The organism is Microbacterium sp. che218 (assembly GCF_040436305.1).
Classification (GTDB): Bacteria; Actinomycetota; Actinomycetes; order Actinomycetales; family Microbacteriaceae; genus Microbacterium; species Microbacterium algihabitans.
In genome coordinates, this window is the sequence record NZ_AP031501.1 from 1,712,591 (window position 1) to 1,725,261 (window position 12,671).

The window sequence follows — 12,671 nt, forward strand, 5'->3', positions numbered from 1 at the left end:
CCGCGTTCGCGCCGGACGCTCGCGACGACCGGCGCTCACGAGGTGGCTCCGCGAACCAGCAGGCCCGACAGGTCGTCGAGGGTTCCGATGGTGAGGACGGTGAGTCCCGCGATGCTCTGCATGCGCGGGTGCGCCCGCTCGTCGCAGATGACCGCGGCGACGGCGGTGTCGGCGGGGAACGCCAGAGCGGCCTGGCGCAGGCGCGCGAGGGGCACGGCGGACCCGACGACGACGAAGGCGATCGACAGGCGCTCGTTGGCCTCGGCGGCGAACCGGCAGACGTCTTCGACCGGCATGGTGTTCTCGTGCCGTTGGACGGCGCTGAACCCGTCGAGCATCGCCCGAGGCGAGACGATCGGCACGTGGCGGATGGCGCGCAGGCGCCCCTTGACCACACGCGGGATCTCCGAACCCGTGACGATGTCGATGTCACGCGCATCGCGGACGGCACGCAGGCCCAGCGAGGCCGCGGCCGACACGGCGAGCTCGTACTCGTCGGCATCCGCGTATTCCTGCGTCGCGGCGGCGAACACGACGGCCATGCGCGAGCGTCGCGACTCCTCGTACTGCCGCACCATCAACCGACCCGTCTTGGCCGTCGACTTCCAGTGCACCTGACGACGGGAGTCACCCGGGACGTACTCGCGGACCGCGTGGAACGACATGTCGGCGTCGACGAGGCGACGGGTCGCATTACCCTCGAGGTCGCGGACGAGCCCCGCGCTGGTGGACGGCAGACCCACCGTGCGGGGGTGGACGAACAGATTGTGCACGTCGTCGAAGGCGTGCTCGCGGCGGAGCAGCCCCACGGGGTCGCTGCGGACCGTCGTCACCGGTCCGACGCGCACCACGCCGCGGGGCAGGGGCGGGATCTCGAGCGGCTCGGTCGTGCTCTGATCGGGGCGCAGCAGGGGTACCCCGAACTCCACGAGCCCGCGGCCGACGGGGATGTCGAGACGACCGGGCAGGGCGGGACGCGCGCTGACGTTGCGCACGACGATCTCGCCCGTCACCCCCGTGCCCGCGACGACCCGCTCATGGGTGAGCGAGAGATCGACCTCGTACGCGCGCGCACCGAAGAGGAAGGGCACGGCCATCGCGAGCAGCAGCAGCGCCGCGGTGCCCGCGACCATCCACTCCACCCATCCGAAGACGATGCCCAGCAGCAGGCCGATCGTGGCGGCCGCGACGACCACGGCTCCGGCGGGGCGCACGGTGCGTCCCGCCCAGCGGACCGCAGCCCGCACGGCATCCGTCGCCACCCGCCACCACTCGGCGATCCGCACCACCGTCCGCACGATGCGACGCTGACGGCGCGCGGCCGTGGAGGTGATCGAGGTGCGCGAGCCCGTGGCCATCGTGGTCGCGGAGGCGCGCGTCAGACGGGACTCGGTGAGGTTCACATCGGGCACGGGTCACCTCCCCGGCTCGCGGATGCCATGGCGACGGTCACGTCAGGCGCCCTCGCGCTGCGAGGGCGGAACCGTGTCGAGCAGGACCTGGCCGATGACGGCCTCCTGCGTCACCCCGTCGAACTCGGCCTCGGGGTGCAGGATGAGGCGGTGCGAGAGCACGGCCACCGCGAGCGCCTTCACGTCGTCGGGGGTGGCGAAGGTGCGTCCCTGGGCGGCCGCGCGGGCACGGGTGGCGCGGGTGAGCGCCAGGGCTCCGCGGATGGACACGCCCAGACGCACCTCGTCGGCCGTGCGCGTGGCGTCGACCAGGCGCGCGATGTAGTCGAGCACGAGGGCGTCGACGTAGACGGATGCCGCGAGGTCGGCCATGCCGACGAGGGCCTGAGGGGTGATGATCGGGCGCAGGTCGGCCGTGGCCGTGGCCGCGCCGTCGAGGATGCGGACCGTCGCCGCGTGATCCGGATAGCCGAGCGAGGTGCGCAGCAGGAAGCGGTCGAGCTGCGCCTCGGGCAGGCGGTAGGTGCCGGCCTGCTCGACGGGGTTCTGCGTCGCGAGCACGAGGAAGGGCACGCCGACCTCGCGGGAGACGCCGTCGATGGTGACCTTGCCCTCCTCCATCACCTCGAGCAGGGCCGACTGCGTCTTGGGGCTCGCGCGGTTGATCTCGTCGGCGAGCACGATGTTGGCGAAGATCGGGCCGGAGTGGAACTCGAACGACCCGGTCTTCTGGTCGTACACGGTGATGCCGGTGATGTCACCGGGCAGCAGGTCGGGGGTGAACTGGATGCGGGTGTTGGTGCCCTGCACGGTCTGCCCCACGGCACGCGCGAGAGAGGTCTTCCCCGTGCCCGGCACGTCTTCGAGCAGCACGTGCCCGTCGCTGAGCATCGCCGTCAGCACGAGCTCCACGACGTGACGCTTGCCGAGGACGGCGCGCTCGACGTTGTCGGCGATCTGCGAGAAGGTCTGGGAGAACCAGGTGGCCTGCTCCTGGGTGATCGTCATGTCGGTGCGTTCTTCCTGTCGGGGGATGGACGGGGGCGGCGCTCAGCCGTTGCCCTTGGGCGGTTGGGAGGGCGAGGACTTGCCCGGGTCGCAGCCGCCGCGGGTGACGAGGGTGGCGGGGTCGAGGTTCCAGCCCTGGTCGCCCCAGTGCACGGCGATCTTGGCGTTCTCGACGCGGGTCGCCCCGTTGGGGACGATCGAGGGGTCGGTGGTCGCGATGGGTCGGTCGTTCTTGTCGAAGTAGCGGACCCCGCTGATGTCGACCGTGGTGCGGCCGACGTCGTTGGTGGTGTCGCCGCGCACGGTCAGGGGATTCCCCGCGACGCACGACCCGATGCGCGCCGATGCCCGCACCTGGTACGGGGCGCTGCCGGCCGCCGCCTCGACGACGCCGCGGTTCGACCTCGTCCCCCACAGGTTGTGCTGGAAGAAGACGCCGATGCCGGGATCGCGTCCGAACACGTCGCTGCCGGGGCCCCAGTCCTCGTAGACGACCCGGTTGTTGCGCGGGGGCTTGTCGCCCTCCTGGATGTCGCGGATCGTCCACGTCGCCTTGTCGCCGTTCACGGCGGGGCGCGAGTCGACGCGGAACGTGTAGCCCTGGGGAGCCGCGGAGTCCTGGGTCGCGTCGATGCTCTTCTCCGTGGCATCCGACCCGAAGACCGTGCCGTCGTACACGGAATCGACGCACATGCGCACGGTGTAGGTCTCGCCGTCGTCCTGGTTCGGGAACTCCGCCCGCGCCTGCGTCCCGCTCGTCTTGCACGATCCGTTCAGGGTGAAGCCGTAGCGCAGCTCGGAATCGTCGCCGTTCTTCGACGCCGACCCCTCGGCGACGATCGTGACCTTGCCGTTTCCGGTGGGCTTCGACGTCAGCGTCAGCGCGAGCTGCTGCGGCTTGCCGACGCCGTGGGCGGTGAAGGTGAGGGTCTGCCCGGTCTGCGAACCGCCGAGCCCGGGAGGCACGGTGAAGCGCGAGATCGGCGTCACCGAGATCTGCGTCGACGAGTTGCTGCCGACGCCGAAGCCCTTCAGCGAGACGGTGTCCTGGTTGCGACCGATCGAGACGGTCTTGGTCTCGCCGGCCGCGCTCTTGACCTCGAGGGTGCCGGTCTCGGCCGAGTCGATGCCGCGGATCGTCAGATCGGCGACACCGCCCTCTCCCCCGTTCGAGACGGGGGCGAAGTCGCCGCCCGACGGGCGACCGGGGGCGTCGTACGACCACGCCGTGGTGCGCACGGCGCCGCGCGACTCGCCCACGCTGTTGATCGCGGTGACGACGTACTCGCGCTGCTCGCCGTTGGGCGCCGAGATCGCCGGGCACGAGCCGTCGGGGGCGCACCGGGCGACGATGTCTCCCCCGTACCGCACGACGAAGCCGCTCAACGCGGGATAGGCGCGACGCGCCTCGCCGGCGTCGACGCGCAGCGTGAGGGAGCCGTCGGCGTACGCCGTCTGGCGCACGCTCGCGGGAGCACGGGGGTAGCCGAGCAGGTCGAGCACGACCCGGGCGTCGCGGGTGGATGCCGTCGTGCGGCCCTGCGCGTCGCGCAGGGTGACGCTGGCGCTGCAGGTGCCGCCCGGGGCGTCATCGCTCCACGAGGCGACGACGGCGGAGTCCGAGGCGACGGCGAAGCTCACTCCCGTGCACGCCGCCGCGGCGCGCACGCCCACGACCTCGAGCGGGGTGCGCGGCAGGGGGTTCACCTCGCCGCTGGCACCGACCACGTCGATCGTGCAGCTCTTGCCCGACGCTTGGGAGCACTGCTCCGACGTCGTACCGCCCTGAGGAAGCGTCGAGGGGGCCGCGCCCACGCGGATGACGAGTCGGGCGGGGGCGACCGCGTTGTGGCTCGTGACAGAGATCACCGCCGCCTTCTCGGTGCCCGGGACCGCCCGGTCGTCGCCGACGACCGTCACCGTCGAGCCGTCGAGCCGGACGTCGAACGCGGAGCCCGAGTAGTCGACGGCGTAACGGATGCCGTCCCAGTCCTCCCGACCGAGCTGCCAAGTGGTCATGTTGCGCAGATCGAACATCTCGGTCTCACCGGGGCCGACCGTCAGGGCTCCTGGGCGCAGCTCGGGCTGAGGGTCGCGCGCGACGACGCCGATCGGCACCGAGACGATGGTCCAGTCCTCGGTGCCGGCCACGCGCACCGGCACCTGGCACGAGTCGGTCCAGGGCGAGCCGGTGCCCGCGTCGTAGCGCACGACCGAGCCCGACACCGAGCACTTCCCCTCAGCCCGCGCGCCCGACGACGCCACGTCGGTGCCGACCTCGAGCGTCGCCCGCCGCGGCACGGCGACGAGCGAGGCCATGTCGAACTCGACCGAGGCGAGCTCGTCGACGCGCTGGGCCGAGCCCGGGCGCAGCGACAGGCTCACGTCGTCGTCGCCGGGCACGCGCAGGAAGGCGTAGGTCGTGACGTCGGTGTCGCCGGCGCGCCCGGTGACGGCGAAGGGGATGACCCGCCGGGTCGCCGGGAGCTCGCCCGAGATGCGGCGGCCGTCGAGCTGCACGCCCTGCGGCGTACCCCACAGCGACACGTCGAGGTCGCCGACCTCGCCGCCGGCCCAGGTCGCCCGACCGGCGAGCACGTCGACGCCGCCGGTGAAGTCGTCGCGATTCTCGACCGTCAGCACGGTGTCGGTCACCACCGGGTAGTCGGGCACGCTCTCGCGGACCACCTTCACGACGATCAGGCCCCGACCGGTGTTGCCGGAGTCGCTGGAGACGTCGTAGAGGAACGACATCGTGCCGGGCTGTTCGCCCGCGCGGAGCACGACGCCGGTGTCGGTCACGGTGTCGATGAAGCCCGCGATGCGCGCGAATTCGGGATTGGCGCTGTCGTCGACGAGGGTCTCGGGAAGGTCGGGGCGCACGCCCGTGAGCGTCAGCCGCCCCTGCGTCGGGTCGATGTCGTTGGCCAGGGGGCTCACCCGGATCGTGCGGTCGGCCCCGGCCTGCACCTGCACGTAGTCGGTGAAGGTGACGGGGCTGGGGTTGGCCTCGGCGTTCAGGATGCCGATGCGCACGGTGCCCTCGCCGGTCGCGCCCGCCGAGTCGGACACCCGGTAGCGGAACGACACCTGTCCACGATCGCCGGGGATCGAGGAGTACACGATCGACGATCCGTCGGGCGCGACGGTGGCGGTGCCGCGGTCGGGCTGGGCGACGATGCGGTCGAGGGTGACGGCGTCGCCGTCGGGATCGACGCCGAACGCCGAGAAGTCGATCGTGGTGGTGCCGCCGCTGAGCACGCGCCCCTCGAGGGTGTCGGGGAGCGGCGCGCGGTTGGCCTCGTCGCCGAGCACGGTGATGCGCACCGTCGCCTCATCCCACAGCGCCGGGGTGCCTGTCGTGTAGACGCGGTAGGTCACCTCGTACGAGCCGGGTGCGGTGGGCGCGAGGTAGCGCAGCACCCCGCCCGAGGCGAAGGCGAGCGCGTCGCTGGCGGGCTGGGCCTGGATGCTCGCGGGATCGAGCGTCGGCCGCCCCCCGGCGGGCGAGATGTCGTTGTCGAGCACCGGGATGTCGATCTGCGCCCCCGCGCGCACCGTCACGGTGTCATCGACGGCGATGGGGGCGATCTCGGGGGCCGGAGGGAGCAGGTACACCGTCGCCTCGCCGACCACGCTGGAACCCTCGTCGTCGGTGCCGTCGCTGACGGTGTAGCCGACGGTGCCCAGGAGCCCCGCGCTCCCGTCGGCGGTGCTGCCCGAGACGCGCAGGTCGTTCTGGGCGACCGTGTCCACGGTGAGCGACGCCCCGTCGGACGCCGCGGGGGTCACGTCGCTGAGCAGCAGCACGCGACCGGTGGGGTTCGACACCGCGCTGAAGACGTCGAGGGTCGCATCTTCTTGCGGGCGCACGAAGGCCACGACCGGAGAGGTCGACAACTGCGCCGGCGCGTCAGCGGGCAGAAGCGTGATGCGTGCGGTGCCGGTCGCATCGCGCCCCCCGCCGTTGACGGTGAAGTCGACGCGGTAGACCCCGGGGGCGGATGCCGTGAAGTCGAAGGTCGTGCTGCCGCCGACGACCGTCGCGGTGGCGGCGGCGGCGTCGAGCACGCGAACGGAGGTGAGCGAGACGTCGCCGGCGGTCCCGGTGACGTGCGGGCCGACGTCGACCGCGAGCGAGGTGCCCACGGTGTCGATCCGCGCGAACGACTGCACGGCGAGCGCCGGATCGGGCAGGACACGGATCACGAGGGGCTTCGTCGTGACGGCGCCGTCGGTGTCGGCGACGGTCACATCGAGCTGCACGTTCTGCTCCGCACCCGAGCCGTCGTCGGCGTGCTGGTAGACCACGTCGCCGCCGGGGGTCGAGGCCACGGTGCCGACGTCACCGGGGTTGTCGACCGACAGCAGCAGCAGGGGGTCGCCGTCGGGGTCGACCCACCCGGGGAGCACGGGCACTGTGATGGTCCCGCCGCGCTGCACCTCGGGCGTGGGCCACTGCTGCAGGCATCCCTCGACGCCGCACCAGGCGGGCGCCGCGTTCGTCTCGGGGGGTGAGACGGTGAGGGTGACGGTGGTGGGCGCCGACGTGAGCCCGTCGACGGCGGTGCCGTCGGTGACGGTGTAGCTGAAGGTCGCGCTGCCGGTGGCGCCGGCGGCCACGCGCACCACGAGGCGTTGGCCGGAGTCGGTGTCGGTGAGCGTGCCGAAGCCCGGGTCGAGACCGGTGACGCTCTCGGCGACGATGCTCAGGACGTCTTCGTTCGGATCGTGGTCGTTCAGGAGCACGGGCAGAGTGGTGAGGCGTCCGGCGCGCACACCGAAGGCGTCGGGCTCGGCGATCGGCGGCTTGGGATCGAGCACCACGCTCAGCTGCTCGTCGCTCTGCACGGCGGTCTGCTCGGTGCGGTCGTCGAGCGACCAGTTCTGACTCGACGCGACGAGCGCACCGTCGGGCACCGTCCACACCCAGCCGGTGCGGGTCTCGTTGAGGATGACGGCGTGATCGGTGGCGACGAACACCGGGCGGCGCTGATCGGGCATGGTCTGGCCGGCGTAGTCGAGTTCGGTCTCGCCCTGATCCGAGCGCCACAGCGTGCCGCGCGCCTCGCCCGGCAGCAGCCAGGCGGCGTACGCGACGCCCTCGTGCGACAGCGGCCGCGCGGGCTGCCCCAGCACGTTGCCGCCGCCGCCGACCTCGCGCCGCGGCTCCGAGCCGTCGGCCGGGATGCTCCACAGCGACTGGTCGTCGGCGACGTAGACGGCTCGGGCATCGGCATCCGCGTCGGAGACGAAGAGCTGCTCGCCGGCCTCGATGTCGACGGGATCCGCACCGCGTCTCCAGGTGCGGCCGGAGTCCGCGTCCACGAGCACCCAGGTGTCACCCGCCGCCGAGAGCAGCGGCGTGGTCACCTGCGCGTCGAGCGCATCGCGGCCGCGGAGCTCGTCGGCCTCGATGTCGTAGCGGATGACGGAGCCGTCGGCGGACGAATAGGCGAACAGCATGCCCCGCGCATCGAGCGCCACGGCATCGGACGTGTACGCCGGCGCGGCGTCGTCCGACGACGTGTCGAACGGGTCGAGCTCGGTGGCCGCCTGCCCGGCTCGGCTGAGTCGGCTGGCGAACAGCGTCCCCGAATCGGTGCGGTAGACGACGTAGTCGCCCGCGGTGACGACCGAGGTCGTTCCCGGAGGGGTGTCGGGGGCGGCTTCGAGCTGGTCGTCCTGCAGGTCGACGGGCTGGGCCTCGTCGATGCGAGCGAGCTTGCTGAAGCTGTCGGTGAAGAGGAACGCACCCTCGGGCGACTGCGCGACCTGACTCGGGTTGCCGGCGCTGCGCACGGTGTCGAGCTCGCCCACGGCGGTGTTCACCCGCGCGTAGCGCTGCCCGTCTCCGGTCTGCAGGGCCCACACCGAGGTGTCGACCTCGGGCGTCTGCTGCGCGTCGAGCCCGGGCCAGACGATGCTCGCCGTCACCACGAGCGCGGCGGCGGCGATGGTGGCCCCGAGGCCGGCGATCGTGCGGCGCTTCACCGCAGCACTCCCGTGGCGAATAGTGCGGCGACGACGACCGCTCCGGCGGTGACGAGGGTGGCGGATGCCAGGATCCACGGCAGCGCGCGCGAGGCGCCCGCGTTGCCCGAGGCGATGTCGGTGTCTTCGTCGCGGGCATAGCCGGTGATGCCGGACGAGCTGCGCAGTTTGCGCGAGCCCTCTCGCTCGATGCGCGAGCGGGCGGGACCGCGCAGCGTGCCGTCGGCGAAATCGACGGCGCGCGCCGTGGCCGTCCATTCCGCGGCGGGGACCTCGAGGGGTGTCGCCGGCAGCCCCAGCTCGGTCTGCACGGCCTGGAGCGCCTCGCCGAAGGCGCGGGCGCTCGCGTGGCGATCGGCCGGATCGCGCGACATCGACCGGGCCAGCACCGCCTGCAGCGAAGCCGGGACGTCGCCGCGGCCGATGTCGGTGTACGAGGCGCGGGCGATACGGCGGCGCAACTGCTCTCGGGAGTTCTGGCCCTTCTCGCGCCGCTCGAACGGGCTCTGGCCCGCGAGCAGCGAGTACACCGTCGCGCCCAGGCTCCACACCTCGCTGGCGACGGTGCCGGCGGTCTGCTCGGCGACGACCTCGGGGGCGCTCCACGGGACCGACATCGCGAGCATCTCGTCGGCACCCTGGCGCACGAGCGACGACGAGATGCCGAAGTCGGCGAGAACCGGCGCCCCGAAGGTCGTGACGAGGATGTTGCTCGGCTTCACATCGCGGTGGATGAGGCCCGCGTGGTGCGCGGACTCGAGCGCGCCCGCCATGCGCACCCCGATCGACAGCACCTCGTCCACCGGCATCCGCTCGACGCGATAGCGCTGCGAGAGCGAACCCGGGCAGAACTCCATGACGATGTAGGGCCGACCGTCGGCGGAGATCCCCGCCTGATAGACGGTGACGATCGACGGGTGCGCCGACAGGTGGGCGAGCACGTCGGCCTCGGCGTTGAACATGCGCAGAAGATCGGGGTCGCGCACGTCGCTCGGCAGCACCTTCACCGCGACGTCGCGACGAGGCATGTCCTGGCCGTACAGGAACACGTCGGCGAATCCACCGGAGCCGAGGGGACGGATGTAGGCCAGCCCGGGCAGGATGGGCGGCGACGACGGAAGCCGCTGCGGCATCGAGCCCCCTCCCCCGCACGACACGCCCGCACCGACGCGGCGGACAACCCGTCGATGCTAACAAAGCAGTCGATGAGACCCGCGCGCCCGTCCACAGGGGTCAGGTCGCCGACGGCCCCGGTTCGCGTGGATCGAAAGGAGCGTCGAGAGAGCGCGTCAGTTCGTCGAGGAGGGCAGCGATCTGCGGCTCGACGTATTCGGCGACCGCGGCCTGGATGCGGAGTCGGTGGTGCAGCAGCACCGTGCACACCTCTCGACCGATCATGTTGGCGTAGTCGTCGGCGAGCCCCACCTCCTGCCGGAGCGCGGCCTTGGCGGCATCCGACAGGGGAGGAAGGGCGGGGAGCGCCGCATCCTCCTCGGCGGCGAGGCCCGACAGGGTGAACAGGAACGGCGAACCGGGCTCGGGGTCGGGGTCGAGCGGCATGCCCTCGAACTCCGGCTCGAGGTCTTCAGCGGGGCGATAGGTGCGGCGGCGATTGCGCTCGGCCTGCTGGTCGAGCTCGGCCTGCAGCATCGGCAGGTTGCGCGAGGTGTACTCGGCGACGGCGTGGTCGACGATGCTCTTCACGCGCGTCGACAGACCGTGCTGCACACCGTGCGGCACGTCGGCTCCGAGCCCCGCCGCCGACAGGACCGGCGAGCCGAAGCACCGGCGGCACGGGGCGATGCGGCCGCGGTGGTTCGCGGGCTCCCAGCGCGGCAGCCAGCGCAGCCAGGCGTCGACCGCCTGGCTCACCTGCGACTCGAGGGAGCGCTCCACGGCCCTAAGGCTAGTGCGACACGCCCGGAAGTACGCGGATGCCGTGCTGCGCGCCGTTCCGGGAACACCGTCTCGCGCCGAGATCAGGGCGCGTCGTCGTCATCGTCCTCCCAGCGCCAGCGCGGGCCGCTGGTGCGGGAGCGCACGAGGAAGACGCCGAAGAACGCCGCCAGGAGCGCCGCGAGGGCGACGACCGGCCCGGCGAATCCGATGGCCACGCTCCCCGCCGCCGACAGCCCCCGCGCCGGGTCGGCTCCGCTGACGAGCGCTCCGACGACGATGCCGAGGATCTCGCCCACATAGGCGCCGATCGCGCACGGCACCGCCGTCAGGTACGACGGCGGGTCGGCCCGCACACCCCACAGCAGCACGCCCGCGAAGGCGGCGAAGGCGAACACCTGGCCGATGACACCCGGGACGACGCCCAGGCCGCGCACCGGGATGACGTCGGCGTCGAGCACGAGACTCACCACCCCGAGCCCGCCGATCGACAGCGCGACGCAGACGACGGTCGCGAAGACGACGGCGACCGGCGGGGTTACCCCCGCCGGTCGCGGCTCGTTCGTCATGGCATCCGGTCTCAGCGCTGGGAGAGCTGAGGGCCGGCCTCGAGGGTGCGCTCGTACTCGCGCTGCGCCTCGGCGTTGATCTCGGTGACGCGGCGACCGCGGGCCGACACCCACGCGCCGAACCAGATGGTGAGCTCACGGCCGAGGACGAAGGCCACGATTCCGAGGGGGGCGAGCAGGTTGTCCTGCAGCAGCTCGAACGACTGACGCGCCGTGATCATCCAGAACGGGGCACCCAGGAGCGCACCCAGCAGATGACCGGCCCAGGCGACGACGCCCACGAGCAGGCCCCAGACCACCCAGTGGCCCCAGCGTCCGCGGTTGATCAGCGCACCGAGGAACCAGAAGCCGAGGTAGAAGGCGACCGTCGGCACCCAGAGGCCCGCCGTGGCGAGGGTCGCGAGCGCCTCACGACCGAGGTCGGCCGCGGCGAAGTCTCCGGAGAGCAGGCCCAGACCGAGGGTCGCCGCGAGGTACAGCACGGCGAAGACGAGGGCGGCGAGCAGACCGATGGCGCCGGCCGCGCCGCGGTTGCCGCGCGGACGGGGCGCCTCGGGCGCCTGCACGAAGATCGGCTGCGCTCCGCCGCCGACGCGGGCGGGTTCGTCGTAGACCGGCGCCGTCGACGCGGTGGCGGCACCGGTACCGGCGGCCGCACCGGCCGCGGCTCCGGCGACCGCGGGAGCGGCGGTGGTCGCCGCCGTCTGGTCGACGTGGCCGGTGTGCGCGACGGGGGCGTCGTACGCGGTGGTGCGCGGCGCCGCGTTTTCGGACTCGGCGGAGGCGGCGTAGGCGGCCCAGCGAGCGTCTTCGTCGTCGAGATCCGTCTGCGAGGTGGACTGCGGCGGCACCGGCGAGGCGTCGTGGACGACGGGAGCCGTGTGCTCGCTGCGCGCGGCGAGCGGGGCCGCTGCCTCGCGCTCGTGGTCTTCGCGCTCGTCCCAGGCGGCCTGCGCCTCCTGCGGGTCGACCGCATCGCGGCGCGCCGCCTCGGCGTCGGCGAGTCCCTCGTGGGCTCGGCCGACGACGTCGTGCCCTTCATCCTTGGGTTCAGCGACGGGGTCGCCGTACGACTGGTGGTCGCTCATGGGGTCTCCTCACGCGGTGCTTGCCGCGCAAGGCTATCCCGGGTCGTGCGGGCCGCCGCGCAGGCGTGCCGGGCATTGTCGTCTCGACCGTGTCGGCGGGGACGCTTAGGGTGTCAGCATGCCTCGTCGACCGCTCCGCCCGGCCCTGACCGCCGTCGCGCTCGGCGCGGCGATGCTCGCCCTCACCGCGTGCGCGCCCGCCGCCGACGAGTCCGCTCCCGCGCCGTCGGCGACCGTCTCCTCGTCGCCGGCCCCCATTCCGACGATCACCCAGACGGCAACGGCCGTGCGCATCCCCGCGGACTGCCGGTCGATGCTCACGGCGGACGTGCTGGCGCAACTCGGCGACACTCCCCTGAACGATCCCGCGATGGGTCCCTCGGGTGCGCAGTCCGACGGCTCGCTCACCTGCATCTGGCGCGACCCCGCCGCCGACACCACCGGACTCGTCACCCACATCACGCGCATGGACCGCGGCCCCGCCCTCGACATGCTCAACGACCTCGTCTCGACGCAGGGGTTCAGCTGCTACACCCCCGACGCGGGCACGCGCTGCGAGAAGACGTGGATCAACGACACCTACCCCGTCAACGACGGGCGCACGCTCTACTGGCGCGACGACGTGCTGATCGACACGCAGTACTCGAACCTGGCGCCCACGGGGTACACGGCCAGCATCATCTCGTCGATCTTCGGGTCGTAGT

At 72.5% G+C, this 12,671-nt stretch carries 8 protein-coding genes; 1 reads left to right on the top strand and 7 read right to left on the bottom strand.

Annotated elements, in window-relative coordinates; translation table 11 throughout:
* Positions 1-35: 35 nt before the first annotated feature.
* The 7 genes from ABXS86_RS08095 to ABXS86_RS08125 form a co-directional block, all read right to left on the bottom strand.
* Positions 36-1,412 carry a DUF58 domain-containing protein gene (locus ABXS86_RS08095; protein ID WP_353666165.1) on the bottom strand — a complete coding sequence of 459 codons (1,377 nt, stop codon included), beginning with the start codon at positions 1,410-1,412 and terminating at the stop codon, positions 36-38.
* Between the two features lie 42 nt (positions 1,413-1,454).
* Complete coding sequence (locus ABXS86_RS08100) at positions 1,455-2,420, bottom strand: AAA family ATPase (protein ID WP_353666166.1); 966 nt, start codon at positions 2,418-2,420, stop codon at positions 1,455-1,457.
* A 42-nt stretch (positions 2,421-2,462) separates the two neighbouring features.
* Entirely contained in the window at positions 2,463-8,414 is a 5,952-nt protein-coding gene (locus ABXS86_RS08105) for an Ig-like domain-containing protein (RefSeq protein WP_353666167.1), read from the bottom strand.
* A complete protein-coding gene (locus tag ABXS86_RS08110; RefSeq protein WP_353666168.1) occupies positions 8,411-9,547 on the bottom strand; it encodes a serine/threonine-protein kinase in 1,137 nt (378 codons plus the stop codon). Before ABXS86_RS08110 ends, ABXS86_RS08105 begins: the two co-directional genes overlap by 4 nt.
* Positions 9,548-9,647: 100 nt before the next feature.
* Complete coding sequence (locus ABXS86_RS08115) at positions 9,648-10,310, bottom strand: spermidine/putrescine ABC transporter substrate-binding protein (protein ID WP_144829799.1); 663 nt, start codon at positions 10,308-10,310, stop codon at positions 9,648-9,650.
* 83 nt (positions 10,311-10,393) lie between these two features.
* Positions 10,394-10,879 (bottom strand): hypothetical protein, encoded by a 486-nt coding sequence (locus ABXS86_RS08120; RefSeq protein ID WP_353666169.1) that lies wholly within the window; start codon positions 10,877-10,879, stop codon positions 10,394-10,396.
* 11 nt (positions 10,880-10,890) lie between these two features.
* The gene (locus tag ABXS86_RS08125) at positions 10,891-11,967 is read right to left on the bottom strand and encodes an ABC transporter (protein ID WP_353666170.1); all 1,077 of its coding nucleotides are present in this window, start codon (positions 11,965-11,967) and stop codon (positions 10,891-10,893) included.
* A gap of 118 nt (positions 11,968-12,085) precedes the next feature.
* On the opposite strand from ABXS86_RS08125, the gene ABXS86_RS08130 reads away from it, so the two are divergent.
* Positions 12,086-12,670, top strand: a complete 585-nt coding sequence (locus ABXS86_RS08130; RefSeq protein WP_353666171.1) for a hypothetical protein — start codon at positions 12,086-12,088, stop codon at positions 12,668-12,670.
* The last annotated feature ends 1 nt before the right edge of the window (position 12,671 follow it).

Excerpts from the sequence above, each read along its gene's own strand:
- ABXS86_RS08100 (WP_353666166.1), bottom strand. The coding sequence starts at position 2,420 with ATGACGATCACCCAGGAGCAGGCCACCTGGTTCTCCCAGACCTTCTCG.
- ABXS86_RS08110 (WP_353666168.1), bottom strand. The coding sequence starts at position 9,547 with ATGCCGCAGCGGCTTCCGTCGTCGCCGCCCATCCTGCCCGGGCTGGCC.
- ABXS86_RS08120 (WP_353666169.1), bottom strand. The coding sequence starts at position 10,879 with ATGACGAACGAGCCGCGACCGGCGGGGGTAACCCCGCCGGTCGCCGTC.
- ABXS86_RS08125 (WP_353666170.1), bottom strand. The coding sequence starts at position 11,967 with ATGAGCGACCACCAGTCGTACGGCGACCCCGTCGCTGAACCCAAGGAT.
- ABXS86_RS08130 (WP_353666171.1), top strand. The coding sequence starts at position 12,086 with ATGCCTCGTCGACCGCTCCGCCCGGCCCTGACCGCCGTCGCGCTCGGC.